The 26,732-nt window shown below is 42.0% G+C and carries 28 protein-coding genes; 23 read left to right on the top strand and 5 right to left on the bottom strand.

The features are described from left to right. Nucleotides 1–14: 14 nt before the first annotated feature. The 5 genes from lexA (at nucleotide 15) to PSH54_RS15685 (ending at nucleotide 5,274) form a co-directional block, all read left to right on the top strand. Entirely contained in the window at nucleotides 15–632 is a 618-nt protein-coding gene (gene lexA / locus PSH54_RS15705) for a transcriptional repressor LexA (protein ID WP_004588213.1), read from the top strand. Nucleotides 633–1,104: 472 nt separating this feature from the next. Further along, complete coding sequence (gene coxB, locus PSH54_RS15700) at nucleotides 1,105–2,241, top strand: cytochrome c oxidase subunit II (protein WP_248451805.1); 1,137 nt, start codon at nucleotides 1,105–1,107, stop codon at nucleotides 2,239–2,241. Beyond that, nucleotides 2,241–3,833, top strand: coding sequence for a cytochrome c oxidase subunit I (gene ctaD / locus PSH54_RS15695; protein WP_004588215.1), 1,593 nt, complete (start codon nucleotides 2,241–2,243; stop codon nucleotides 3,831–3,833). The genes coxB and ctaD overlap by 1 nt, the downstream gene beginning before the upstream one ends. After that, a complete protein-coding gene (locus tag PSH54_RS15690; protein WP_273606555.1) occupies nucleotides 3,833–4,363 on the top strand; it encodes a cytochrome c oxidase assembly protein in 531 nt (176 codons plus the stop codon). Before ctaD ends, PSH54_RS15690 begins: the two co-directional genes overlap by 1 nt. A 35-nt stretch (nucleotides 4,364–4,398) precedes the next feature. After that, nucleotides 4,399–5,274 carry a cytochrome c oxidase subunit 3 gene (locus PSH54_RS15685; protein WP_004588217.1) on the top strand — a complete coding sequence of 292 codons (876 nt, stop codon included), beginning with the start codon at nucleotides 4,399–4,401 and terminating at the stop codon, nucleotides 5,272–5,274. Here PSH54_RS15685 and PSH54_RS20780 read toward each other — a convergent pair. Continuing rightward, nucleotides 5,174–5,485, bottom strand: coding sequence for a DUF2909 domain-containing protein (locus tag PSH54_RS20780; protein WP_337939369.1), 312 nt, complete (start codon nucleotides 5,483–5,485; stop codon nucleotides 5,174–5,176). The genes PSH54_RS15685 and PSH54_RS20780 overlap by 101 nt on opposite strands. Nucleotides 5,486–5,499: 14 nt before the next feature. On the opposite strand from PSH54_RS20780, the gene PSH54_RS15675 reads away from it, so the two are divergent. From PSH54_RS15675 to PSH54_RS15615, 13 genes are all read left to right on the top strand, one after another. Then, nucleotides 5,500–6,240 (top strand): SURF1 family protein, encoded by a 741-nt coding sequence (locus PSH54_RS15675; RefSeq protein ID WP_273606554.1) that lies wholly within the window; start codon nucleotides 5,500–5,502, stop codon nucleotides 6,238–6,240. Further along, nucleotides 6,230–6,724 (top strand): transmembrane cytochrome oxidase associated protein, encoded by a 495-nt coding sequence (locus tag PSH54_RS15670; protein WP_273606553.1) that lies wholly within the window; start codon nucleotides 6,230–6,232, stop codon nucleotides 6,722–6,724. Before PSH54_RS15675 ends, PSH54_RS15670 begins: the two co-directional genes overlap by 11 nt. A 30-nt stretch (nucleotides 6,725–6,754) precedes the next feature. Further along, nucleotides 6,755–7,744, top strand: coding sequence for a COX15/CtaA family protein (locus tag PSH54_RS15665; protein WP_273606552.1), 990 nt, complete (start codon nucleotides 6,755–6,757; stop codon nucleotides 7,742–7,744). A gap of 12 nt (nucleotides 7,745–7,756) precedes the next feature. Then, complete coding sequence (gene cyoE / locus PSH54_RS15660; RefSeq protein WP_024033912.1) at nucleotides 7,757–8,686, top strand: heme o synthase; 930 nt, start codon at nucleotides 7,757–7,759, stop codon at nucleotides 8,684–8,686. Further along, nucleotides 8,683–9,300: an SCO family protein gene (locus tag PSH54_RS15655; protein ID WP_248443682.1), complete on the top strand. Its 618-nt coding sequence runs from the start codon at nucleotides 8,683–8,685 to the stop codon at nucleotides 9,298–9,300. The genes cyoE and PSH54_RS15655 overlap by 4 nt, the downstream gene beginning before the upstream one ends. A gap of 163 nt (nucleotides 9,301–9,463) precedes the next feature. Beyond that, nucleotides 9,464–9,736: an STAS domain-containing protein gene (locus PSH54_RS15650; RefSeq protein WP_004588224.1), complete on the top strand. Its 273-nt coding sequence runs from the start codon at nucleotides 9,464–9,466 to the stop codon at nucleotides 9,734–9,736. 8 nt (nucleotides 9,737–9,744) lie between these two features. Continuing rightward, entirely contained in the window at nucleotides 9,745–10,107 is a 363-nt protein-coding gene (locus tag PSH54_RS15645) for a response regulator (protein ID WP_029773320.1), read from the top strand. Nucleotides 10,108–10,121: 14 nt separating this feature from the next. Then, nucleotides 10,122–12,218, top strand: a complete 2,097-nt coding sequence (locus tag PSH54_RS15640; RefSeq protein WP_273606551.1) for a chemotaxis protein CheA — start codon at nucleotides 10,122–10,124, stop codon at nucleotides 12,216–12,218. Next, complete coding sequence (locus PSH54_RS15635) at nucleotides 12,215–12,700, top strand: chemotaxis protein CheW (protein ID WP_004588228.1); 486 nt, start codon at nucleotides 12,215–12,217, stop codon at nucleotides 12,698–12,700. Before PSH54_RS15640 ends, PSH54_RS15635 begins: the two co-directional genes overlap by 4 nt. 48 nt (nucleotides 12,701–12,748) lie before the next feature. Then, nucleotides 12,749–15,454 (top strand): methyl-accepting chemotaxis protein, encoded by a 2,706-nt coding sequence (locus PSH54_RS15630; protein WP_121638242.1) that lies wholly within the window; start codon nucleotides 12,749–12,751, stop codon nucleotides 15,452–15,454. A 60-nt stretch (nucleotides 15,455–15,514) separates the two neighbouring features. After that, nucleotides 15,515–16,345, top strand: a complete 831-nt coding sequence (locus PSH54_RS15625; RefSeq protein WP_054983326.1) for a CheR family methyltransferase — start codon at nucleotides 15,515–15,517, stop codon at nucleotides 16,343–16,345. Continuing rightward, nucleotides 16,329–16,952: a chemoreceptor glutamine deamidase CheD gene (gene cheD / locus PSH54_RS15620; protein ID WP_029774194.1), complete on the top strand. Its 624-nt coding sequence runs from the start codon at nucleotides 16,329–16,331 to the stop codon at nucleotides 16,950–16,952. Before PSH54_RS15625 ends, cheD begins: the two co-directional genes overlap by 17 nt. An 8-nt stretch (nucleotides 16,953–16,960) precedes the next feature. Beyond that, nucleotides 16,961–17,992 carry a protein-glutamate methylesterase/protein-glutamine glutaminase gene (locus tag PSH54_RS15615; protein ID WP_273606550.1) on the top strand — a complete coding sequence of 344 codons (1,032 nt, stop codon included), beginning with the start codon at nucleotides 16,961–16,963 and terminating at the stop codon, nucleotides 17,990–17,992. Between the two features lie 3 nt (nucleotides 17,993–17,995). Here PSH54_RS15615 and PSH54_RS15610 read toward each other — a convergent pair whose 3' ends face one another. Continuing rightward, on the bottom strand, nucleotides 17,996–19,021 hold the full coding sequence (locus PSH54_RS15610; RefSeq protein WP_273606549.1) for a polysaccharide deacetylase family protein: 1,026 nt from the start codon (nucleotides 19,019–19,021) through the stop codon (nucleotides 17,996–17,998). Between the two features lie 42 nt (nucleotides 19,022–19,063). On the opposite strand from PSH54_RS15610, the gene PSH54_RS15605 reads away from it, so the two are divergent. Next, nucleotides 19,064–20,335 carry an MATE family efflux transporter gene (locus PSH54_RS15605; protein WP_054983329.1) on the top strand — a complete coding sequence of 424 codons (1,272 nt, stop codon included), beginning with the start codon at nucleotides 19,064–19,066 and terminating at the stop codon, nucleotides 20,333–20,335. Nucleotides 20,336–20,344: 9 nt separating this feature from the next. Here PSH54_RS15605 and PSH54_RS15600 read toward each other — a convergent pair whose 3' ends face one another. Continuing rightward, complete coding sequence (locus PSH54_RS15600) at nucleotides 20,345–20,614, bottom strand: hypothetical protein (RefSeq protein WP_029774191.1); 270 nt, start codon at nucleotides 20,612–20,614, stop codon at nucleotides 20,345–20,347. 6 nt (nucleotides 20,615–20,620) lie between these two features. Next, entirely contained in the window at nucleotides 20,621–21,196 is a 576-nt protein-coding gene (nfuA, locus tag PSH54_RS15595) for a Fe-S biogenesis protein NfuA (RefSeq protein WP_096042447.1), read from the bottom strand. A gap of 146 nt (nucleotides 21,197–21,342) precedes the next feature. On the opposite strand from nfuA, the gene PSH54_RS15590 reads away from it, so the two are divergent. Next, nucleotides 21,343–23,898 carry a M14 metallopeptidase family protein gene (locus tag PSH54_RS15590; RefSeq protein WP_273606548.1) on the top strand — a complete coding sequence of 852 codons (2,556 nt, stop codon included), beginning with the start codon at nucleotides 21,343–21,345 and terminating at the stop codon, nucleotides 23,896–23,898. Nucleotides 23,899–23,906: 8 nt separating this feature from the next. Here PSH54_RS15590 and PSH54_RS15585 read toward each other — a convergent pair whose 3' ends face one another. Then, the gene (locus PSH54_RS15585; protein WP_273606547.1) at nucleotides 23,907–24,584 is read right to left on the bottom strand and encodes a ComF family protein; all 678 of its coding nucleotides are present in this window, start codon (nucleotides 24,582–24,584) and stop codon (nucleotides 23,907–23,909) included. 73 nt (nucleotides 24,585–24,657) lie between these two features. Here PSH54_RS15585 and bioH point away from each other — a divergent pair, with 73 nt between their 5' ends. From bioH to PSH54_RS15570, 3 genes are all read left to right on the top strand, one after another. Further along, nucleotides 24,658–25,395, top strand: a complete 738-nt coding sequence (gene bioH / locus PSH54_RS15580) for a pimeloyl-ACP methyl ester esterase BioH (protein ID WP_273606546.1) — start codon at nucleotides 24,658–24,660, stop codon at nucleotides 25,393–25,395. Nucleotides 25,396–25,485: 90 nt separating this feature from the next. Further along, complete coding sequence (locus PSH54_RS15575; protein ID WP_004588240.1) at nucleotides 25,486–25,794, top strand: hypothetical protein; 309 nt, start codon at nucleotides 25,486–25,488, stop codon at nucleotides 25,792–25,794. Nucleotides 25,795–25,799: 5 nt separating this feature from the next. Then, nucleotides 25,800–26,660 (top strand): putative metalloprotease CJM1_0395 family protein, encoded by an 861-nt coding sequence (locus PSH54_RS15570; RefSeq protein ID WP_054983334.1) that lies wholly within the window; start codon nucleotides 25,800–25,802, stop codon nucleotides 26,658–26,660. Nucleotides 26,661–26,732: the final 72 nt, after the last annotated feature.

The raw sequence follows: 26,732 nt of genomic DNA, 5'->3' as shown, positions 1-26,732 counted from the left end.
GGAAAACCAGTTGTATGCGACCATTAACTAAACGCCAAGCTCAAATACTCGAACTAATAAAAGTTTTTATTAAAGACACTGGTATGCCTCCTACACGTGCCGAAATTGCGCAAACACTCGGTTTTAAAAGTGCCAATGCCGCAGAAGAACACTTAAAAGCGCTTGCCAAAAAAGGTGTTATTAAAATGAAACCAGGCGCAAGCCGTGGTATTCAATTGGTTGAAGAAGAAGAGCCTGAGCAACTAGGTCTACCATTAATAGGTAGAGTTGCAGCGGGTTCGCCTATTTTGGCGCAAGAACATGTTGAGAGTCACTGTAAAATAGACCCACTTATGTTTAAACCAGCCGCCGACTTTTTATTGCGTGTTAACGGCATGAGTATGAAAGATATAGGTATTATGGATGGTGACTTGCTTGCCGTACACCGTACTCAAACAGCAGAAAACGGCCAAGTTGTGGTTGCACGAGTAGATGAAGACGTAACCGTAAAACGCCTAGAAAAAGCAGGCCGAAAAGTATTATTACACGCCGAAAACGAAGAGTTTACGCCAATTGAAGTAGACCTTGAAAACGAATCTTTTAATATTGAAGGGTTAGCCGTTGGCGTAATAAGAAATGCCGACTGGATGTAATTTTTAACTATTTTTAAGCAATATCTATAAATGCGCACTTTTTAGTGTGCATTTTTGTTTTAAAAACAAACCTTCCACCATCTCAAAGCGCCCTAAAATTATTTAGGCTGTAAACTTTTTTTCACTCATACTTTTATCTTCCTAGGCGTGTTACATCCCTTAATTTTGCTCGTATCTTGGCTGTTAAATAACAATTTAATACGCCGTCATTTAGTCAATTTTAAAATATCACTTGATTGTTTTTTATACTAAAACTTGCTTGTTGTACGTTTTTTAGCTAATCATTAATGTGCTGGACTAACAATAACTCACAGCTTTTTAGTTATGAGAACACACAATATACACAAACCTTTTGTTGTCCTAGCGATACCAATTAAAAATAAGATTGGTTAAAAAATAAAAATAACGAATTGGCGTTTAAGCCGTATGCCTCTTCGCTTTGCATTCGCAATAGCATCAAAGGAGCCGTCACATGGGTAAACTGACCTCTACCTTGTGGCTTGTGTTGATTATGTTCCCGCAGCAAGTGCTGGCTAATAGCCAATACAATATGCGCAAGGGCGTAACCGATATAAGTAATAATGTATATCAGCTACACATGACCATATTTTTAATATGTTGTGTGATTGGGGTGATAGTGTTCGCAATAATGTTTTGGGCACTGATTCATCACCGTAAATCTAAAGGGGCAGTTCCTGCCCAATTTCATGAAAGTACCAAAGTAGAAATTCTTTGGACTGCCATTCCGTTTGTTATTTTAATTGCCATGGCAATCCCTGCCACTAAAACCCTCATTGCGATGGAAGATGCCAGTAAGGCTGACTTAACCATTAAAATTACAGGGTCACAGTGGAAGTGGCATTATGAATATATGGGCGAAGACGTAGAGTTTTACTCTATTTTATCTACCCCTCAAGACGAAATAGCCAACCTTGCTAATAAAAACCCTAATTATTTACTTGAGGTTGATAAACCTTTAGTACTGCCAATTAATCGAAAGGTGCGTTTTTTAATGACCTCTGATGATGTTATCCACTCTTGGTGGGTACCCGATTTTGCCGTTAAAAAAGATGCCAATCCGGGGTTTATCAACGAAACGTGGACCAACATTAACGAAGAAGGTATTTACCGAGGACAGTGTGCAGAGCTGTGCGGTAAAGATCATGGTTTTATGCCCGTGGTGGTTGAAGCTAAATCGCAAGAGGACTTTAACGCATGGCTTGCAGATGCTAAGCAAGCTAAGCAAAAAGCCGCACTTGCTGATGCAGCATTGCTTGAGACAACAATTCCTAAAGAAGAGCTAATGACACTAGGTGAGCAAGTGTATATGGCAAGTTGCGCTGCGTGTCATCAACCTACAGGTATGGGGCTACCGGGCGTATTTCCTGCGTTAAAAGGCAGCCCCATTGTTTTGGGTGATATAAAAGATCACATTGATGTAGTGATTCATGGCCGCCCAGGAACTGCAATGCAAGCATTTGCAAAGCAGCTCTCAATTAAACAACTTGCAGCGGTAATTACCTATAAACGTAATGCGTGGGGTAATGAAACGGGTGATGTCATCCAACCTAGTGAAATTCAGGCAGCACTTGATGCGGAGGCGAACTAATGAGTAGCATAGTAGAACAACCTAACGCCAATGACGCTCACCACGGCCATCACCCAGCCAAAGGTTTTAAACGTTGGTTATACACAACAAACCATAAAGATATTGGCAGCATGTACTTAATTTTTTCGCTGACTATGTTTTTAATTGGCGGTGCAATGGCCATGGTTATTCGGGCTGAGTTATTTCAGCCAGGATTACAATTGGTAGACCCACACTTTTTTAACCAAATGACCACAGTACACGGTTTAATTATGGTGTTTGGTGCTGTAATGCCAGCCTTTACAGGGCTTGCTAACTGGATGGTACCGCTTATGATTGGCGCGCCAGATATGGCACTGCCCAGAATGAACAACTGGAGCTTTTGGATTTTACCCTTCGCTTTTTTAATTTTATTGGCCTCGTTATTAATGCCTGGAGGCGGCCCCGCATTTGGCTGGACGTTCTATGCGCCGCTTTCAACAACGTACAGTAACGACAACACCGCAATGTTTGTGTTTGCAGTGCACATTATGGGGATTAGCTCAATTATGGGCGCAATAAACGTTATTGTGACCATTGTTAATTTACGTGCCCCAGGCATGACATGGATGAAACTACCATTATTTGTTTGGACATGGCTAATAACCGCATTTTTATTAATTGCTGTTATGCCCGTATTGGCCGGAGCGGTCACTATGGTGCTCACCGATAAATACTTTGGAACCAGCTTTTTTGATGCGGCAGGCGGCGGCGATCCGGTGATGTTTCAGCACATATTTTGGTTTTTTGGCCATCCCGAAGTGTACATCATGATTTTACCCGCCTTTGGTATTATTTCGACCATAGTGCCTACATTCTCACGTAAAAAACTATTTGGTTATGCCTCAATGGTTTACGCAACCTCCTCTATTGCATTACTGAGCTTTATAGTGTGGGCACATCATATGTTTACGACCGGTATGCCCGTTGCTGGCGAGCTATTTTTTATGTACGCGACCATGCTGATATCGGTGCCTACAGGGGTAAAAGTATTTAACTGGGTAGCCACTATGTGGCGAGGGTCAATAAGTTTTGAAGTGCCCATGCTATTTAGTATTGCCTTTATTGTGCTGTTTACTTTAGGGGGTTTTTCGGGGCTGATGTTGGCTATAACCCCTGCTGATTTTCAGTATCACGATACTTACTTTGTGGTGGCGCACTTTCATTACGTGTTAGTTACGGGGGCAATATTTTCGATTATGGCGGGGGCTTATTATTGGCTGCCTAAGTGGACGGGCAACATGTACAACATTGCCTTGGCTAAGTGGCACTTTTGGTTGTCGCTGGTAAGCGTAAATGTATTGTTTTTCCCTATGCATTTTGTAGGGCTGGCAGGCATGCCGCGCCGTATTCCCGATTACGCCCTGCAGTTTGCTGATTTTAACGCAATCATAAGCATAGGTGGGTTTGCCTTTGGTTTATCGCAGTTACTCTTTGTGGCGGTGGTAATTAAATGTGCCCGAGGGGGCGATAAAGTCCCTGCAAAAGTGTGGGATGGTGCTGAAGGTTTAGAGTGGGAAGTGGACTCTCCTGCGCCGTATCATACTTTTTCTACGCCGCCGGAAATTAAATAATGACACATGCACCGCTATTAAAGCGCCTAATTCTTATTTGTATAGGTATGTTTGCTTTTGCATTTGCCTTAGTGCCCTTATATGACGTGTTTTGCGACATAACTGGGCTGAATGGCAAGCCATCACTTGAGCAAGCTAAGCAAAGTACACAGGTTACACAAAATCGAGAAATAGGTGTGAGCTTTACAACCCATGCGCAAAGTGGTGCGCCGTTTATTGTTAAATCTAAAGAATACAGTGTTGATGTGAAACCAGGTGCCATGCGTGAGGTAATGTTTAGCGCAAAAAACACCAGTGATATTGATAAAGTAATGCAAGCGGTGCCTTCTGTATCGCCCGGAAAGGCAGCCAAGTACTTACATAAAATAGCGTGCTTTTGCTTTGATCAACAACCGCTAAAAGCGGGTGAAGAGCTTGAGTTTAAGCTGCTTTTTTATGTTGATACCGCACTGCCGAGCGATGTAGAAGAGCTAACTTTATCGTACACCGTATTTGATATTAGTGAGCAGCTAGTAGCAAGTAATAACTAGCCTGCATGTCTAGTGTAAAACTAGGAGCAAGTAACATGAATCAAGATTATGAAAACTACTACGTACCCGAGCAAAGTCCTTGGCCCATAGTGGGCGCGGTGGCGTTATTTTTTATTGCAGTGGGTGCGGCTTTAACAGTCATGAACTTAGAAAGTGAAGGGGGCAGCGGTGTGTACTTGCTATATGCAGGCATTGCAGTGCTGCTGTATATGATTTTTAGCTGGTTTAAAAATGTAATTAGCGAGTCTGATCAGGGCTTATATTCAGCGCAAATGGACCGCTCATTTCGACAAGGAATGAGCTGGTTTATATTCTCTGAAGTTATGTTTTTTATGGCCTTTTTTGGCGCATTATTTTACGCCCGCATACTGTCGGTGCCTTGGCTTGGCGGCGCTGGGAATAATGCGATGACCAACGAGGTGCTTTGGCCTACCTTTGAGGCCGTATGGCCACTACTAACCACACCCGCAGGTGAAACCACACAAGCTATGGGGTGGCAAGGCTTACCCCTTATTAATACGCTTATTTTATTAGCGTCTTCGGTTACTTTGCATTTTGCTCACGTAGCCATTGAAAACAATAAACGTAAACCGCTAAAAGTGATGCTGGGGGCAACCATTTTATTGGGTGTGTGCTTTTTAGCATTGCAGGTGGAAGAATATATTTATGCCTACAACGACTTAAACTTAACACTAGATGCAGGCATTTACGGGAATACATTCTTTCTGCTGACAGGTTTTCATGGCATGCATGTGACCCTTGGCGCCATCATTTTGTTTGTTGTATTTGTGCGTATTTTAAAAGGCCACTTTACGAAAGATAAACATTTTGCGTTTCAAGCAGCGGCTTGGTACTGGCATTTTGTTGATGTGGTGTGGCTGTGTTTATTTGTTTTTGTGTATGTGTTGTAACGGTTAATGGTGAGTGATTAGCCTTTATAAAACCAAGTTTTACAGCGGCTATCACCATCACCAAAACCACCACAGAAAACAGCACGCGACGGCCTAAAAAATGCGACATAGGCCGACCGCCAGATTTATCGGTCACCATAATAAATAGCGCTCTAAACAAGTTGAAAAGTATAAATAGTAACAGCAGCACAATAATAATTTTAATAATCACTGGGTTGACCCTTTATGCAGTTAATTTTAAGGCGTAAACAAAAGCTTAGCTCATTTATCGCACTTTGCGTTGTGGTAGCTGTGGTGCTGGTATGTGTACGTTTAGGTTATTGGCAATTAGCAAGGGCTGAGCAAAAGCAGCAACAGTTAACAGCTATAGCTAACATGCAAACCCAAGGCGTAATGAGCTGGCAGCAATTACAGGCAATGCCTTCAAAGTGGAATAAAACAGGTGTAGTGGTTGAGCTTGCCGGAAAAATAATAAATCAGCAATACTGGCTTTTAGATAACCAAGTTTACCAAGGGCAAGTCGGTTACGATTTATTGGTGTTATTTAAGCCAAGCCAAGCAAGTGACGCTTTACTCGTTAATTTAGGGTGGGTAAAAGCGCCTATTTCACGCAGTGAATTACCTAACATCCAACTTCCTAAACGTAATATTACGTTTAAAGCGCAGATAAAAGAGCGAAATTTAACGAGCTTTAACTTACAAACCAATGCGACAAAACAAGACCTTCAAAAACGAATTCAATCAATAGATTTACAAAAGCTAAGTGAGCAGAGTAATCAATCGTTATTTAATTTTATGGCTTATCGTCAAGGTGCAGGAGATGCGCTAGCTATACCGCATTATAAAGCGGTGGTGATGAGTCCGCAAAAGCACCAAGCGTATGCAGTGCAATGGTTTTTAATAGCCTTAGCCTGTGTAGTGGTGGCCATTTTTGCCAGTAAAAAGAGGACTAACAATGAAAAATAACCCCTTAGTTTTGTTTGTTGTATGTTGCGCTGTACCGCTAGTACTTGCATACGGTGCGCTAAAACTAGACTGGTTGCCGAGCGCCATTACCAATAATGGCGAGTTTTTACAGCACGAAGTAAAGCTTGAAAACTGGCAGCAGCATAACCCTAAGCAATGGACAATTGCGCTTAATTACTCCAATAAATGTAATACTTCGTGCAATGAGCAGCTCAATGCGCTTGATAACTTATATATCGCCTTAGGAAAAAATCAGGGCAAGGTTGATATGGCTGTAATGGGGGCGCCTAAAGTTAAAAACATTCCTTGGAAAACCTTTAACGCTCAGCAAAATTTGCAGCCCGCTAGCCTATATTTAATCGATCATATGGGGTTAGTGGTGCTTGAGTATCCGTTTAAAGAGCAGCCACAAGAAAACCGTTTAGTGCAAAAAGGTTTATTAAAAGATTTAAAAAAACTGCTTAATTATTCTCGTTCAAGCTAATTAATAGCGCATTGTTAATGGGAGATTCCTATGTATAAAAATTATAAAAACTGGGTACTTGCAACGGGGTTACTTGCGCTGTTGGTGGTAGGGCTAGGTGCTTATACACGTTTAAGTGACGCAGGGCTTGGTTGTCCTGATTGGCCCGGGTGCTATGGCTTTTTAACTGTACCAAAGCATGAAGCCGATATCGCACTAGCTACCCAAAGTTATCCAGATATGATGTTTGAAACCGCCAAAGCGTGGAAAGAAATGATCCACCGTTACTTTGCAGGCGCGCTGGGGTTGCTTATTTTAGCGCTATTTGTGTTGGCATTTGTTAAGCGCCATTACTCAAACACGCCGGTTAAATTACCGCTAGCCTTATTGTTGTTAGTTATATTTCAGGCTGCGCTGGGTATGTGGACCGTTACTATGAACTTACAACCGCTCATTGTAATGGGGCATTTGCTGGGGGGATTTAGTATTTTATCGCTAATCACTCTTTTATACTTACGTTTAACCAGTAAAACCATAGAGGGCGGAGATAGTAGCGCTAAAGGCTATTTTTCAATGAGCTTAGTTGCATTGGCTGTGTTGGTTATTCAAATTGCATTAGGTGGGTGGCTTGCAGCAAATTATGCGGCGCCACACTGTAATGGCCTACCGCTGTGTAGTTATGCGCAGCCATTTTCACTCAGTAGTGTGTTTCAGCTGCCGCTTGAGCACAGTAATTATGAGTACGGAGTGCTATCGCAACAGGCGCGTATGTCTATTCATCTACTACACAGAATTTGGGCGCTAGTTACATGTGTTGTGTTGGCGCTAATTATGTGGCGTATATACAGTCAGGCGCAATCTGCAAAAATAAAACACTGTACTGTCAGCGTGCTTGTTGCGCTACTTTGCCAAATTAGTTTGGGGCTTGCGGTGGTGCATTGGCACTTTCCGCTTGGAGTGGCGCTGGCGCACAATTTAATGGCAGCTATCTTGTTATTGACTATGGTTAGGTTGTGTTACTACTTAAAAGCACGCACTTAAAGGGGAATAATTATGGCACTCACACTCGACAAAAAAGAACTACAGGTTATTAGCGCACACCCTTTTATTCAACGTGCTTATAATTTACTGCAAGATTACTTAGCTATTAGCAAGTTTAAAGTAGTGGCTATGTTGGTACTTACTGCCTGGGTTGGCTTGGCACTGGCGCCTGATGTAGGGCGAGGCATTGCAGTACAATTTATTAGTTTATTAGGCATTGGTTTGCTCTCTGGCGCTGCGGCGGTAATAAATCATGTTGTTGATAGCGAAATAGATACAAAAATGGCGCGTACACGCCACCGCCCTGTAGCCAAAGGCCGGCTTAGTAAAACCCATGCGCTAAGCTTTGCAGGCGTGATAGGGGTTGCTGGTTTTATAATGCTAATGCTTTGGGCAAACACTCTAACAGCCGTACTTACTTTGTTTGCATTAGTTGGGTATGCTTTTATTTATACCTCTTTTTTAAAGCGTGCCACACCGCAAAACATTGTGATTGGTGGCTTAGCTGGGGCAATGCCTCCTTTATTGGGTTGGGTTTCTGAAACCAATCAAATGGCAGCCGCGCCATGGTTACTCGTAATGATTATATTTACGTGGACCCCACCGCATTTTTGGGCACTGGCAATAGCACGCAAAAGCGATTACGAACGCGCTAAAATTCCTATGTTGCCAGTGACTCACGGTATCGACTTTTGTAAAACGTGTGTTGTGGCTTACACTATATTACTGGCACTTGTATGCGTATTACCTTATTTAATTGGTATGTCGGGCGGTATCTATTTAGTCGGCGCATGTGTGCTCAATGCACTCTTTTTGTATAAAGCAGTTAAGCTTAAATTAGCCCCGAGCGATGACACCGCAATGGACTTATTTCGCTTTTCAATTGTGCATTTAATGGTACTCTTCGTGATCTTATTTATAGATAAATGGCTCCCTTTATGAAGCAGTTACGGATTAGCTTAGTTGTAATTTTTTCGTTTTTATTAGTCGCTTGCTCAGAGCAAAATAGTGCACCCGATGTGCAAGCCTTAGTGTATGAGCAAGCAAAGCCTCTTTCTGATTTTACACTTAACGACCAAAACGGTGAGTTAGTCACCAAAGCGCAATTTTTGGGGCAGTGGAACTTAGTGTTTTTAGGCTATACCAGTTGTCCAGATATTTGCCCATTAACGCTTGCTAAACTAAACAGCGTGTATAAAAAGTTACATAACGAATACCCACTGCAAATTTGGTTTATGTCGGTAGACCCTCAACGCGATACGCCGGAAAAACGCAAAGCGTATATTGATTATTTTAACCCTGACTTTTTAGCTGTTTCGGGTGAGCACAAAAACCTATTCCCGGTGGTTAGAGAGCTTGGTCTAATTTATGCCATTAGTGACTCGCAAGAATCAGAATATGCGGTCGATCATAGTGCTTCGGTGGCTTTAGTTGATGCAAATGGAGCGGTAAGAGCCATATTTAAGCCTGAATTCCAACAAGGAAATGTGCCCCTTATTAATACCACTCAACTTATTAGCGAATTTAAACAAATAGCGGATTACTATAAAAACTAGTTTTAAACTTTTCACGCATTTTAAAAGGAGCTTAGGCTCCTTTTTTGCTTTTTAGCGCCACTTTTAAAAGTTTTATTAATTTTTTTGACCCTTTTATGGCAATTTTAATAACTAAGGCTAAGCTTTTGTTATGAATTGAATTGACAGGGAAAGTCCTGAAAAAATGCTAAAACTTCCAAGCGAACTTGCGATTATGCAAGTAGAGACTCTTCACCAAGATTTATTACAAGAACTCAATAGCAACAACGATATTTGTTTAGATGTCAGTGAGGTTGTTTCAGCCGATACCGCGTCAATTCAACTTTTGTGTGCCTTACAAAAACACCTACTTACCATACACCATAAAATTGTATGGGTAGGCAGCAGTGATGCACTTCAAAACGCCATTAATCAACTTGGCTTAAGTCAATATTTAACACTTGAAAGTAAAGGTTAGAGGTTTATATGAAGAAAATTTTAGCGGTTGATGATTCTGCGTCAATGCGTCAAATGGTGAGCTTTACGCTTAAAACCGCAGGTTTTGATGTTACCGAAGCAAAAGATGGCAGCGAAGCCCTCGCGATTGCCAAGCAGCAAAGTTTTGATGCGGTAATTTCAGATGTAAATATGCCCATTATGGATGGCATTACGCTTATCAGAGAGCTCAGAGGCCTTCCTGATTACAAATTTACGCCGCTACTTATGCTAACCACAGAGTCAGGATTAGATAAAAAAGTAGAAGGTAAAGCAGCTGGCGCAACAGGCTGGATTGTAAAGCCTTTCAACCCGGATCAGTTACTAGCGGTACTTAAAAAAGTAATTCGTTAACTGAGGAGTGCGGCGTGAGTATAGATTTAAGTCAATTTTTTGAAGTGTTCTTTGAAGAAAGTTTTGAAGGCCTAGATACAATGGAGGCCGAGCTATTAAATTTAGAGCCCGGCGAAGAAGACTTAGAAACAATAAATACTATTTTTAGAGCTGCGCACTCAATTAAAGGGGGCAGTGGCACCTTTGGCTTTAACTCTGTGGCTGAGTTTACCCATGTGCTAGAAACCCTACTGGATCAAATACGCCAAGGTGAGCGCGAACTCACCACCGAGCACGTTAATTTATTGCTTAAAGCTGTTGATTGCTTGCGTGGGTTACTCGGTGAGCTGCAAGCAGAGCAAGAGCCTGATTTATCACACGCTACAACCTTAAAAAAACAGTTTGAAATTGTACTGGAAATGCAAGCCGATTCAGCCCCAAGCGAGGCAAGCGAGGCAAGCGAAGTCACGGTTGCTGCTGAGGTAAATACCTTTCAAATTGATTTTAAACCGCATCATCACCTTTTTAAAACAGGCAACGAGCCTTTATTTATGATCAGCGAATTAGCTGAACTCGGCGAGCTTGAAACACAGGCATTTTTAGACGACATCCCAGATATTAAAGACTTAAGCAGTGACGAGTGCTACTTACACTGGCGCTTTTTTTTAAATACCAGCGAAAAAGAAGCCGCCATTAAAGAGGTATTTGAATGGGTAGAAGATGATGCCGATATAAAAATAGAGCTCTGTGGCGGGTTATTTGATGAAGACACTTCTCACACCGCAAACGCTGATGAAAAGAGCAGCGATAGCACAGCTCAAACACCGCCTATTAGCGATGCTCAAAAAGCACCCGACAAACCTAAAAGCAAACCCACAGCCGATAAAAAGCCAACATCAGCACCAGAGTCTACCTCCATAAGAGTAGGAATAGACAAAGTAGACTCGTTAATAAATATGGTCGGTGAGCTGGTGATAACACAAGCCATGTTAAATCAGTTGAGCGAGCAAGAAATTAGCGAATCAACCATTACGTCATTACAAGAAGGTTTGGCACAACTGGCGCACAATACCCGAGACCTGCAAGAAAATGTTATGCGTATTCGTATGTTACCGATTAACTTTGTATTTAGCCGGTTTCCGCGTTTAGTGCGCGATATAGCGCAAAAACTAAATAAACAGGTGGAGTTAAAATTATTAGGCGAGCAAACCGAGCTAGATAAAACGGTAATGGAAAAAATATCTGACCCTATGGTGCATCTTGTCAGAAATTCGCTCGACCATGGCCTTGAAACAATTGAACAGCGGGTTGCCGCAGGTAAAGACCCAGTGGGCACTGTGACCTTAAATGCCTTTCATCAAGGTGGCAATATCGTGATAGAAATAATGGACGATGGGCAAGGCTTAAATACGCAAAAAATTAAAGAAAAAGCCATTGCTAATGAGCTGATCACCGCTGATTGTAATTTAACAGATGATGAAATTAACGAGCTTATTTTTATGCCTGGCTTTTCTACCGCCGATGCGGTTAGCGACTTATCTGGGCGTGGTGTAGGAATGGATGTTGTTAAGCGCAATATTCAATCTTTAAATGGCTCTGTTGAGGTTTCTTCAGCACCTGGCGTTGGCTCTACCTTTACAATTAGGCTGCCCCTTACGCTTGCCATTTTAGATGGTCAATTAGTTAAAGTTGCCCAGCATACTTATATTATTCCGCTTATTTCTATTGTTGAATCGCTACAGATTGATATCACTAAAGTAAGCCGAGTGGGTAAAGACTTAGATGTACTAAGGCTGCGTGACGAATACATTCCTATTTTACGCTTATATCAAATTTTTAATCATCAAAACGCCATAGAGTCATTAGACAAAACCTTGCTGGTGGTTGTTGAAACCGATAACCAAAAAGTGGGTTTGCTGGTTGATGACTTACTTTCGCAGCAGCAGGTAGTCATAAAAAGTTTAGAGGCCAATTACCAAAAAGTAGATGGGGTGTCTGGAGCAACTATTTTAGGCGACGGGCGTGTATCGTTAATTGTTGATATTAGCGGCTTAATAAAATTATCAGGGCTTAAAAAACCAGGTAGCCAAGAGCTAATCATAGAATCTAAAACACCTCTGGAGGCTTCATGATTAGTGAGCAAAGCGAGCTAAACAACAAAATTGATTTAGGGCAACAGCAAGGCGTTAAGCAGTTTTTAACCTTTATTATGGCTGGCGAAGAATACGGCGTAGATATATTAACCGTGCAAGAGATCAGGAGCTGGGAAGAAATTACCGTACTGCCCAACGCGCCGGATTTTGTTAAAGGAGTGATAAACCTTCGCGGCACCATAGTGCCAATAATAGATTTACGCTTACGTTTTGGCTTGCCAAGCACTGAATATGGGCCATTAACGGTTGTTATTGTTGTAAAAGTTATTTTTGAAAACGATTCAAAAATAATGGGCATCGCAGTAGATGCGGTGTCAGATGTTTACAGCATTGCAGAGCAAGACGCCAAGCCCGTCCCTAGCCTGTCTGATTCGAGTAATTGTGAATATGTCGCAGGGTTGGTGAACGTGGGCGAAAAAATGGTCTCGTTAATTGATTTACAAAGAACAATGGATATATAGCCACAGCGCTATGTAGCAACAAAAACAAACATAAAGGTGGTGATGGGCATGGGATGGTTTAGTAATCCGAAGCAGTCAGAATCAAGTAATGACTTAATCGTTAATGCATTAAATAAATCATTAGCGGTTATTGAGTTTGAACCCAGTGGCAGAATAATTACGGCTAATTCAAACTTTTTAAATGCAATGGGATACCGCTTAGAGGAAGTGCAAGGGCAGCACCACTCTATGTTTGTTGAACCAGATGAAGCACAAAGCAGCGAGTATAAAAATTTTTGGCAACGCTTGCGCGGTGGTGAGTTTATTTCTAATGAGTTTAAGCGTCTTGCTAATGGAGGGCGAGAGGTATGGATCCAAGCTACCTATAACCCAATTATTGATAGCCAAGGGCAAGTGCTAAAAGTAATTAAATTTGCTACCGACATTACCGAACAAAAGAAACAGGCCGCTGAAGCGCAAGGCCAACTTGAGGCAATTAGTAAATCTCAGGCGGTGATTGAGTTTAATCTTGATGGCACAATTATTACTGCCAATGATAATTTTTTAAATGGTTTAGGCTATCAACTTAGCGAAATAAAAGGCCAGCATCATAAATTATTTGTCGACCCAGAATACGCTAAAACAAACGAGTATAAACAATTTTGGGATAAGTTAGGACGAGGCGAGTACGACTCGGGCGAGTACATGCGAATAGGCAAACAAGGGCAAGAAATATGGATTCAAGCCTCTTATAACCCTATTTTCGATTTAAATGGCAAGCCTTATAAAGTTATTAAATACGCCAGTGATATCACCGCGCAAAAACAGCTAGAGCGCGAGTCTAAAAAGGCTGCCGATTTAGCAAGTGCGTTAACTGTTTGCCAAGCCAATGTAATGATTGCCGATAAAGACCTAAATATTGTATTTGTAAACGATCAGGTTAAGTTAATGCTCAAAGCGCGAGAAACTGAGTTGCAAGGTGTGCTACCTAGTTTTTCTGTTGATAATTTAATAGGCACGTGTGTTGATGATTTTCATAAGCACCCAGCTCATCAACGCGAACTATTAAAAAACTTAAAACAACCTTATAAAACTGAGTTACGTTTAGCGGGGCTTATTTTTAGTTTAATTGCTACACCGTGGATAAACCATGAAGGTAAGCATTTAGGCACCATTGTTGAGTGGGAAGATATTACCGATAGCGTAGCAAAAGCAGAGCAAGAACGTGCTGAAGCACAAGAAAACTTACGAGTAAAACAAGCGCTTGATACCGTAGCAACAAACACCATGATAGCTGATGCTTCAAATGTAATTGTATACATGAACAACGCGGTTAAATCGATGATGAGTATCGCTGAAGATGATTTGAAAAAGGAGCTGCCAAACTTTGATAGCACCAATTTAATGCAGCAAAACATTGATATATTCCATAAAAATCCGGCTCATCAACAAAACCTACTAGCTAAGCTTACAACAACTTACCGAGCCGAAATAAAAGTAGGCGGGCGTACCTTTGGTTTAGTTGCAAACCCTATTTTTACACCAGAACAAGAACGCATAGGCACCGTAGTTGAGTGGGAAGATAGAACGGGCGAAGTTGCAATAGAAAAAGAAATTGCACAATTAGTCAGCGATGCAGGTAATGGCGATTTAGAAACCCGAGTAGATGAAAAAGGAAAAGAAGGCTTTTTCTTACGCTTAGCGCAGGGCTTAAACAGCTTAGTTGAAATTGTGGATGATGCCGTTAGTGATACCGCGCAAATGCTTGATGCAATGGCCAATGGCGACCTATCAAAACGCATAGAAAAAGAGTATCAAGGCTCGTTCGATAAGCTCAAGCAAGATGCTAATACCACAGCAGATAAATTGACCGATGTAATTAACCGAATTAACTCATCGGCCACGTTAGTAGCCAGTGGTGCAGAGGAAATTTCGCAAGGCAACGCCGATTTAAGCCAGCGTACCGAAGAACAAGCTTCATCACTTGAAGAAACCGCCTCAAGTATGGAAGAAATGACCAGTACTGTAAGGCAAAATGCAGATAACGCAAAAGTCGCTAACGATTTAGCCGAAGAAACCTGCGAGAAAGCAATTCAAGGTGGTGAAGTAGTTAATAGAGCTGTAACGAGTATGTCGGCCATTAACGAGTCGAGTAAAAAAATTGCAGACATTATTGGCGTGATTGATGAAATTGCCTTTCAAACTAATTTACTGGCACTTAACGCCGCCGTTGAAGCAGCTAGAGCGGGTGAGCAAGGCCGTGGCTTTGCCGTTGTTGCTGGTGAGGTGCGTAACTTAGCGCAGCGCTCAGCTGGAGCAGCCAAAGAAATTAAAGAGCTTATTAGAGACAGCGTTGCAAAAGTTACCGATGGCTCTGTGCTTGTAAATGAGTCGGGCGAAACACTCAGAGAAATTGTTTCAAGCGTACAACGTGTTACGCAAATGATTTCGGATATAACCGAGGCCTCTGAAGAGCAAAGCGCAGGCATTGAGCAAGTTAATAAAGCGGTTGCCCAAATGGATGAAATGACCCAGCAAAATGCGGCGCTTGTAGAAGAAGCGTCTGCGGCGGGCGAGTCAATGGCTGAGCAAGCAAACGAGATGCGTCAGTTATTGCACTTTTTTTCACTCGGGCAGCAAGGCATGAACACATTGCCAAATACGCACTTTGAACGCTCAGCGCCCCCTGCGCGCCAACCTAGTGGCTATTTAAAAAATACCCAACCCAAAGGCGAAAACTTTATAGACTCAGCAGATGAATGGGAAGAGTTTTAGTCATTACTGGCTTGCTAGTTAATACCCTAGCAAGCCTGCTTTACAAGGGATGGTATGACAATGAAAGAATTTTTATGTACCGATAAAGATTTTAAAGACATTGCCACTTTAGTTTATAACGCGTGCGGAATTGTGCTTGGCGATCATAAACGCGAAATGGTGTATTCCCGCTTAGCAAGAAGAGTAAGAGAGCATAAACTTAAAAACTTTTCTCAATACTTAGAGTACTTACACAATAATAAAGAGGCTGAGTTTGACGCATTTATTAATGCTATTACCACTAACTTAACCTCCTTTTTTAGAGAGCCCCACCACTTTGAGTTTTTAAAAAACACCATAGTGCCGCAGTTACTTAGCAGTAACAAAGTAACAAAAAGAGTACGCGTATGGTCAGCGGGTTGCTCTACAGGCGAAGAGCCTTACAGCTTAGCAATAACCCTTGCCGATTTATTCCCAAGTTCTTGGGATGTAAAAATTTTAGCAACCGATTTAGATTCTAATGTATTAGCCAAAGCACAAGCGGGTATTTATACCGCGGCTAATGTAAATGGCTTAGAAAACAATGTACTTAAAAAGTGGTTTTTAAAAAGCAAAGATGGGCAAACATATAAAGTAAAACCACAGTTAAATAAACACATTTTTTTTAAACGCCTTAACCTTTTACAAGAATGGCCCATGAAAGGGCAGTTTGACTTAATTTTATGTCGTAACGTGGTTATTTATTTTGATAAAGAAACAAAAGACACCTTATTTAAACGTTATGCAAATGCACTTAATCGTGACGGTTATTTGTTTTTAGGGCACTCAGAGAGTATGGGAAAAGAGCATTCTGAGTTTAAAAATTTAGGGAAAACCATGTATCAAAAGCAACACAATGCACGCACAGTTTAGGCCGGTGCTCCCAGGGTTTGAACATATAAAACGTTACTGGGATGCAGGGCGCACAAGCGTGGTGGCAAAAATATTACCTGGCGAATTTTATGTCTCAAAAAATGATGAGCTTATTTCTACAGTGCTTGGGTCGTGCATAGCCGCGTGTGTTTACGATGAAAAAGCCGGTATAGGTGGCGTAAATCATTTTATGTTGCCGGTAAAAAAAGGCCTAGAATTAAACAGTGCCCATAGTTTGAGCTGCCGCTACGGAAATTGGGCAATGGAATACCTGATCAACGAAGTACTCAAAGGTGGTGCTGCGCGAAAAAATTTAAAAATAAAACTCTTTGGTGGCGGCAAAATAATTAGCGCAATGACCGACATAGGGATAGGTAATATTAGCTTTGCCAATGCGTATATTCAGGAAGAGTCGCTCAATCTTGTTGCACAAGATATGGGGGGGCCGTGGCCTCGAAAAATTTTTTTTCATCCGCATACGGGCAAAGTCCACGTAAAAAAGCTGAAGAATTTGCACAACAATACAATTGAAAAACGCGAAGTGCGCTACCTGCAAAACCTTAAGCAACAAGATAAAGCCACCGAGACTAACATAGAGCTGTTTTAGGAGCCGTAATGGTTAAAGTTCTGATAATAGATGATTCACCACTGATAAGGCGTTTGCTGAGCGAAATATTATCTCAGGCTAGCGATATCGAGGTTGTTGGCTGTGCTGAAGACCCTTATCAAGCACGAGAAATGATTAAATTGCTCAATCCAGATGTGCTTACCCTCGATGTAGAAATGCCAAAAATGGACGGCATTAGCTTTTTAAAAAACCTAATGCGCTTAAGGCCTATGCCCGTTGTAATGATTTCTACATTAACCCAGCAAGGCTCGCCTATCACTTTAGAAGCACTTGAGCTTGGTGCGGTGGATTTTATTGCCAAGCCAACCGTGAATGTTAAGCAGCAAATGAGTCAATATGCATATGTTGTGCAGCAAAAAGTGCGCGTGGCGGCAGGTGCAAGGGTAAGAAGTTTTAAAAAGGTAAGCACCGTAAGTGAGCCTTTACCTGGCAATGCACAATTTTTATTAAACAAGGTAATAGCGATAGGGGCTTCAACAGGGGGCACAGAAGCAATAAAAGAAGTGCTTATAAAAATGCCGACCAATTGCCCTGCGATTGTGATTACCCAGCATATTCCTCCGGTATTTAGTACCTCGTTTGCCCAGCGTATGGACCGCACCTGTGCAATTAACGTAAAAGAAGCGCAGCACGGCGACAAGCTCACTGCGGGATGGGCTTATATAGCCCCAGGTGGTTTGCACTTAAGCATAAAAAAAAGAGGAGCAAGTTTATATTGCGAGCTTGATGATTCTGAGCCAGTTAACCGCCATAAACCGGCAGTAGATGTATTATTTAACTCGTTACTTGAGTGCGGCGCAAAAAACATTGTGGCAGCGTTACTAACCGGTATGGGGAGCGATGGAGCAAAGGGTTTGCTTAGTATTAAACAAGCGGGTGGTTACACCATTGCACAGGATGAGTTTTCTTCTGTGGTGTGGGGAATGCCCAAAGCGGCGGTTGATTTAGGTGCCGCTCACGAAATTGTTGCGCTTGATAAAGTAACCCAGCGCTTATTGCATCAGACTATAAAAGTGTAATTGCTACTGAATAACCCACGGCTGCGAAAACCAATAGTAACTACCAGGGTGCTCAATAGAAGGGGCGGTACAATTAAAGCGTGAACGGCCTTTATTTAGCGCCTTTGGTGAGTCAATTTTTACAGTTGTGTCGTTTATCCAAGTTAACTTAGCCTGCCCCACACTTGAGACATAACACGCAAACTGACTTTTATGAAAATCACCCATTACAAACTCAATGCTGAGCGTTGGTGGGTTTTGTGAGGTTACACTGTCTTGGTAATCTAGGGTTTTAATACTAAACGCCCGAGAGTTTAATTTTGTAATTAGCGTATCTAATTTACTGTAAAAGCCGGAGGCTGGAAAACGCGGTAAGCGGGTAAAGTTAGCGTTTTTATTTACAGCGCCTGAGTGCTGACCAATGCCAATAAAGCCAAGCTCTTCTACAAGCGCTTGTAGTTTGTTATTAAACTCACCATACGGGTACGCTAGGTATTTATAGTCGTGGCCTATTTCTTCTTTAATACGCTGTTGAGAACGCAAAATATCTTGTTTTATACGTGCTTGCCATTGTGCATCGCTCTCACCTTTTAGCTTAATATGCAGGTAGTCATGCTGGGCAGTGTGATTGGCAATTAACGCCCCTTTGCTTGCGAGCTCTTTTAATTTATCCCACCCCATTACGTAGCCTTTACCTTCATCAATAAGGGTCGGGTTTACAAAAATAGTATAGGGGTAACCAAATTTTTCTAAAATAGGCGCTGCCTGTTCGTAGTTATTGTTGTAACCATCGTCAAAGGTGATAGCGACTGTTTTCTCAGGTAAGGTTTTGCCTTGTTGTATAGCGCTTATTAGCTCATTTAGTGCAATAACATTAAAATTATGCTCTTTTAAGTAGCTCAAATGCTTGGTAAACGTATTTGCGCTTACACTGGTCACAGCCGGAAGGGTTTCGCTTACATGGTGATACTGTAAAATAACCGCCGCATGAGCACGTACTGATAAACAAATGAGAGTAATTAAAACTAAATGAAACAATTTCTTAAACATAATAAGGCACACCATAAAAGCTTGCTGTTGCTAGCGGGTCCAATGATATTATCAAATATTACTGTCCCACTGTTAGGAATTGTTGATACCGCTGTTATTGGCCACTTAGGTAGCGCACATTACTTAGCGGGCATCGCACTTGGCTCAGCTGTTATTTCTATTTTATTTTGGCTCGCCGGTTTTTTACGTATGAGCACCACAGGGTTAGTGGCCCAAGCATACGGGCAAAATAACTTAACACAGTTGGCAGCGCTTTTAAAACGCAGCTTATTGCTTGCCGTGTGTGTGGCGTTAGCGCTTATAGCTTTATCGCCTTTGATAAAACAAGCCATTGCATTTTTATCAGGCGCAAATAGTGAGGTTCTTGCTCAAGCATATCAGTATTTTAGTATTCGTATATTTAGTGCCCCTGCCGCACTTTGTAATTTAGTGCTGCTTGGCTGGATGCTTGGCGTACATTATGGGCGAGGGCCATTTTACTTGCTGCTAGTGACCAATATTACCAACATAGTGCTCGATATATATTTTGTGGTGTATTTAGACTGGGCAGTAGCGGGAGCAGCGTGGGCGTCGTTAATTGCAGATTACAGCGCGTTGGCTTTTGCGTTGCTACTAGTGATTAAGCTCGCTAAAAAGCAAGGCGTGGAGCTAAGCGTGCCCAACTGGCTCAGTGTTAGCAAAATGGCAGAGCTACTTAGTTTAAATAGAGATATATTTATTCGCTCTTTAATTTTGCAATTATGCTTTAGCTTTATGACCTTTTATGGCGCCCGCATCGGCGAAACAACGCTTGCAGCGAATGCCGTGTTACTTAACTTTTTAATGTTAGTAAGCTTTGCACTTGATGGAATAGCCTATGCAAGCGAAGCCAAAGTTGGTCAAGCTAAAGGCCAGCGAAGCGTTAATAACATTAGATTATGGGTAAAAATAAGTGTGTTTTGGGGGATGCTTTTTGGCGTGCTTTACAGCGTATTTTTTGCTGTGTTTGGCAGCGCTATTATTAAGCTTTTAACCAATGTACCCGAGGTGATAGAAGCTGCGACAAATTACTTACCGTGGGTAATAGTATTGCCTATGTTAGCAATGAGCTGTTTTTTGTTTGATGGCGTATTTGTAGGGCTTACACGGGCAAAAAATATGCGTAACAGTATGATTCTTTCTGCTGCTGTTGGCTTTTTTGGGGTGTTTTGGGTGTTTATAGAGTGGCAAAATAATGCGTTATGGCTGGCTATGAGTTGCTTTATGCTTATGCGCGGCGTTACGTTAATTATTAAGTATTTGCAGTTAAAAGCAACTAATCAGCTGCTAGATTAAGCGAACGTGTCATTTCCATAGGTCGGGGTCGTGATCTTTTGGCCCCATATCTTTTAAAACTTGCGAGAAACGATTGGCAAAAATACCGCTATAACCCCATGCAGCAAAAAATAATGCCGGGATTAAAATAACCACACCTATAATTTGTAAACTAAAGTGGGTGTAGTAGCCAAGGGCAATAAATATCACGGCTAGCACAAACAGTGCTAAGCCGCGAAAAAAGCGCGTTAAACTCAACTTAGGGTTACTCCCTAAGCGATAAATAAGCGGCTTTAACATTATTGCTTAGTAATAAGAGTGATCGCCCGCTTGGTGCTCGGTAATGTCGGCAACACCGGTGATTTCATCAAACTTTGCAATCATTTCTTTCTCGATGCCTTCTTTAAGCGTTACATCGATCATAGAACAGCCATTACAACCACCACCAAATTGAAGTACTGCAATACCTTCAGCGGTTACTTCAACTAGGCTTACTTGGCCACCGTGGTTAGCTAGCTGCGGGTTTACTTCGGTTTCTAGCATGTGTTGAACACGCTCATTTAGCGATGCGTTATCGCCTAGTTTACGTGCCTTTGCATTAGGCGCTTTTAAAGTTAACTGAGTGCCCATTTTGTCGGTAACAAAATCAATTTCAGCTTCTTCTAAAAAAGGAGCGCTTTCTGTATCTACTACGGCATCAAAACCATTAAAGTTAAGACGAATATCGCTGTCTTCTACGGCGTCTTCTGGGCAATAAGAAACACCACATTCCGCTTGTGATGTACCAGGGTTTACAACAAACACACGAATATTAGTTTGTTGTGCTTGATCTGCTAAAAGTTTAGCAAAATGCGCTTGTGCTGTTTCGGAAATAGAAATCATAAAACCGTCTATACTTGACTAAATTACTCGGATACTGCATATCATACTCCGCTCATCGTGTTGCGGCTAGTGTTGAGCGTAAAAAGTTGGCATCTATTTTAAGCAATGCTAGCGTGCAAATAACAAACATTTTTAGAGTGATTTATATGCGCTGGATAGTAACTATAATGGTGGCAATACTTAGCTTTTCAAGTATGGCAAAACCACTTTCGTATTATTTTGAACAAGATGTAGAGTTTGATAAAACAATACCCACCCCACAAGACGTACTTGGTTACGAAGTAGGTGAGTGGCATGTAAGGCACGACCAACTGGTGCGTTACATGGAAATTCTAGCGCAAAAAAGTAATCGTATAAATTTTGAAGTAATAGGGCGCACACACGAGCAACGTCCGCTTGTGATGCTAAGTATTAGCAGCGCTGAAAAACTAGCTAACTTAGAGCAAATTCGCCAAGCGCACTTAGCCCGTTTAACAAACAGTGAGCAAGCTAAAAACACACAAAATGAGCCTGCTGTAGTTTGGATGGGATACAGTGTGCATGGCAATGAGTCATCAGGCAGCAATGCCGCTTTATTGGTTGCGTATTACCTTGCTGCAGCGCAAGGCCCAGAAATAGAAAAACTATTAAATAATACCGTTATTTTGCTCGACCCATCACTTAACCCTGATGGCTTGGCTCGCTTTGCCAATTGGGCTAATAGTAATCGGGGGATGAACTTATCAAGCGACCCTAAAACGCGTGAACACGTAGAAAGCTGGCCAAGTAGCCGTACAAATCACTATTGGTTTGATTTAAACCGCGATTGGTTATTACTACAACACCCAGAGTCGCGTGCACGCATTGCTAAATTTCATCATTGGAAGCCAAATATTCTTACCGACTTTCATGAAATGGGCCCAAACAGCAGCTACTTTTTTCAACCTGGCATTGCCAGTCGCAAGCACCCAATTACCCCAGATGAAAACGTAACGCTTACTAAAGCCATAGCCAATTACCATGCTAAAACTTTAGATAAAAATAATGCCCTTTATTTTACCGAAGAAAGCTTTGACGACTTTTATTACGGCAAGGGTTCAACCTACCCCGATGTAAACGGCGGTATAGGTATTTTATTTGAGCAAGCCAGCTCACGTGGGCATGTACAAGAAACCATAAATGGTACGCTTACGTTTCCTTTTACTATTAAAAATCAGTTATTAACAAGCCTATCAACCTTTAAAGCAGCGGTAGATAACCGTGAGGCGCTATTAACCTATCAGGCAAAATTTTATAACCAAGCAGTTGATTTAGCACATGATGAAAGTTTTGAAGGCTATGTGGTTGAGGGCGCTAAAGATAACACCCGGATTAAACTATTTTTAAACCTGTTAAAGCAGCATCAAATTAACGCCTATCCACTTACAAAAGCGCTAAAAGCCAATGGCAAAAACTTTAGCACCCAGAGCTATTTTGTGCCGTTAGCTCAGCCACAGTTTCGTTTAGTAAAAGCTATTTTTAGTGAGCAAAAAAGTTTTGCCGATAACACATTTTATGATGTGTCGGGCTGGACACTCGCCCATGCTTTTAATTTAGAGTTTGCACAAGTAAAAAGTAGTTGGGGCTTAGAAGTAGCCAGCACTGCGTGGCAAAAAGCAGTTAAACCATCATTTGCTGCGTTAAAGCAAAGTTATGCATTTGGCTTTGCCTGGGACGATTACTTAGCGCCTAAAATGCTAAATAGCTTGCTAAAGCAAGGCATTAAAGCGCGTGTCGCGTTAAGCGCCTTAACAGCTAAAAGCAGCACCACCGAAATAGACTTTGCACCTGGCAGCATTATTGTCCCCGCAGGGCTGCAGACGAACCCTGATTGGGTGGCTATTTTAAACGATGCTCAAACCCAGTTTGGTATTGCGATAAAGCCTATTACCACTGGTCTTACAGGGAAAGGCGCCGATTTAGGCTCGCGCACTATGGCGGTATTAAACGAGCCAAAAGTACTGCTTGTGGGCGGTAAAGGCGTAAGCCAATACGAAGCGGGTGAAGTATGGTATTACCTTGACCGCTTTGTTGGTATTTCTCCGACCATAGTAGAAATGGAACGTTTAGGTAGCCTAGATTTAAATAATTACAGCCACATTGTACTAGCTAATGGTAATTATTCGGGCTTACCCGATAGTGATAAAGTTGCTATTAAAAGCTGGGTAAGAAAAGGCGGCGTAATTTGGGGTCACAAAGGCGGCGCTAAATTTTTAGCTGATCAGCAATTACTCAAGGCTAATTATTTATCTAGGCAAGATGTAGCCAGCGCTTTTAATACTCAAGGGCTAAATTACGCAGATAAAGATCATTTAGCAGGGCGACAACGTATAGCCGGCGCTATTTTTAATACCGATGTAGACACCACGCATCCACTAACGTTTTCGCTTAATCGCGAAACGCTGCCTGTATTTAAAAATAGCACCTGGTTATTAGAAAAATCATCCGCCCCGTTTGTAAACATACTCACTTACCCGCAAAAACCACTGTTGGCAGGGTTTACCGATGGCGTAAATGAGCAGCAAATTGCCGGTGCAGCAGCCATGATGGCCCACTCATACGGGCGTGGCAGTGTTATTGCGATGACAGATAACCCTGTATTTAGAGGATACTGGTACGGCACAAGCCGATTACTCAGTAATGCTTTATTTTTTGGCCACACATTTAGAGTAAGAGGTGATTAACTACACCTTTAAAGTGGCGTTAAACACGTAGCAAAAGCCCAGACTTGTTTAGCGCCCGCTTGCTTTAATACCTGGGTAGCCGCGTTGAGCGTGGCGCCTGTGGTCATTACATCATCTATAATAACCACCGTTTTACCGCTCATATCTTGTGTACATATAAAGGCATTTTTAACATTTTTAACCCGCTTAGCTCTAGATAATTGTGACTGTGCTTGCGTCGCTTTATTGCGTATTAGCGCATTACTTATACAAATATGTTTTGCCAAACACGGTTGCCACACTTGGCTTACCTGATTAAACCCGCGCGTTAAAAAGCGTCCTCGGTGCAAAGGTAAAATAATAGCTATGTCGGGCTGGGTAGTTAAATTTTCAAAAAACACCGATAGTTGGCGTTTAATTACTTGTTGCAGCGCTTTTTTATAGTGAATTTGATTATTAAATTTGAGTCGTTTAAGCCAATGCTCAAATGGGGGCTGATAAAAAGCACAGGCAAAGAGCTTATCAAATTCGCAATGCGGAAACATTTCTACAATATCCGGGCGGTGCAATAAATTACTGTGTTTATTTAAATCAAACACGCTTAAATCCGTTAAGCAATAGTCGCACAACCCCTCTTGAGCACTAACAACTCCCTGACATTGCACGCAATAAGAGGGAAATAACCAATTAAAAAATGAGTGTTGCATCGGCTGCTCCTTGCGTTGCTTTCGTCAATGTAAGCGTTATGATGTGGCTAAGTTTGGTTAAGGTTAGGCAAATATGCAAAGCGAGTTAGTTTTATTACATGGTTGGGGCATGAACCAAGGCGTATGGCAATTAGTGCAGCCAGAGTTAACGTTTTTATACAGTGGCTCGGTGCGCAGCATTGACCTGCCTGGCTTTGGCAACAGCAATAGCTCCCCAAGTCCTTATAATTTACACGATGCAGCTGAAATCGTAAGCGAGCAACTTAGCCCTGGCTCTATATTAATGGGCTGGTCGCTAGGAGGATTGTTTGCACTTTATATTGCTAAACATTGGCCAAATAAAGTATCAAAAGTAATTTTAGTTGCCTCAAGCCCTTTTTTTGCCGAGGCAGATGATTGGCCTGGAATAAAAGCCAGCGTGCTTGAGCAATTTAAAGAGCAATTAGTTAATCAGCGAGAAAAAACCATAGAGCGCTTTTTAGCTATTCAGGCCATGGGTAGTGAGTCGGCACGCGATGATATAAAGCAGCTAAAGCACTTGCTAAATCAGTACAGCGCCCCTAAAAGTGAGGCGTTAAGTGCGGGTTTAAATATTTTACAAAATGATGATTTACGCAACGTATTTGCGCATTGCCCAGTGCCTATAAAAGCGATATTTGGCCGTTTAGATGCGCTGGTACCTTACAAAGCAATTAATAAAATGGCAGCACTAAATACTGAGTTTGAATACGAAGTACTAGACAAAGCCTCCCATGCACCGTTTATTTCTCATAAAAAAGAGTTTTTATCTGCCGTTAAATCAATGCTTTAAAATAGCCTAAAGAAAGGTACTGTTTAAAGCTTTATTTTGCCCATGAAGTGAGCGATAATTAAACAATATTTATTTTTTTGGAGGTACAGCATGGCTATTGGTTCAGTATTTAATAGTGGTGTAGAAGGGTTTAATCGTGCAAGCCAAGGTATAGAACGAGCAAGCGCAGAGATAAACCGTGCCACCATTGAAGAGCAAGACGATACGCAACTAGCCCAACAGCGCCAGTTAACAGCTGCGCGACCTGAAGAGGCTGTAACAGCGCCTGTTGCACAACCAGCTCGGGTTGACGAAGCGCTTGTTAATTTAAAAGTTGAAGAGTTTAATGCCAAGGCAAACACGCAATCTATTCAAACTGCAGATGAAGTGCTTGGTACGCTAATCGATATTAAAGTTTAAACGTTATGAATATTGTCACGCCATTTCCGTCTATCAATATAAACACCGCCAATGTTTATACGGAAACCGCTCGGCGTGACAACCAACTGCGCGAAGTTATTCCTGCCCCTGCACCCAATAGCGCCAGTAATACCGAAACCAAAGCGCAAAGCGATGCTGATAAAGCAAAACTGCCAAGCAGTGCAGAAGCCGCCACCTATGATGCAACCGGTAAACTCAGTGATGAGCAAGCTGTTGAGCAGCGCCAGCAAGGCAGCGAAGATTCAGATAGCGAACAGCAACAAAACCAACAAGCAAGCGAAGATACCCCCGAAGAAGAGCAAGATCAGCAACAGCTAGAATTAGAACAACAGCAAATTGAAGAGCTTAAAGCGCGCGATACTGAAGTGCGTGTGCACGAACAAGCTCATGCATCGGTGGGTGGGCAGTATGCAGGCTCACCAAGTTATGAATACCAACGTGGACCAGATGGCACTAATTACGCTGTTGGCGGTGAGGTACAAATTGATGTATCTGAAATCCCCGGCGATCCGCAAGCCACTATAGATAAAATGCAAACGGTACGTGCAGCCGCACTTGCCCCTGCTGAACCTTCTAGTGCCGATAGAGCCATTGCCGCTGATGCAACCCAAAAAATGGCCGCAGCGCAAGCTGAATTATCAGCCCCTGCTGACGATGAAGCGCAAGCACAAGAGCCACAAAGTGCGTTGTCAATAAACGAAACCAGCACTGCTGAGTCTCAAAGCGATACTAATACCGAGCAATCACGCGACCCAGAAGTAGACGCACGAGCTGGCCGTATAGCTAATTTTTATCAAATGACTAGCTCACCCCAAAACGAGAGTGGTTTTTCTGCGTTTGGTTAACACCAGCTAAGCATTATTAAAAAAGCCGCTCACTGAGCGGCTTTTTAGTTTAAGGAGTCATCACTTAATGAA

The sequence above is a fragment of the Pseudoalteromonas sp. Angola-30 genome (genome assembly GCF_028599215.1).
Taxonomy (GTDB): Bacteria; Pseudomonadota; Gammaproteobacteria; order Enterobacterales; family Alteromonadaceae; genus Pseudoalteromonas; species Pseudoalteromonas atlantica.
Note: the sequence above shows the minus strand (reverse complement) of the source record. Positions and strands in the feature narration are given on the sequence as shown.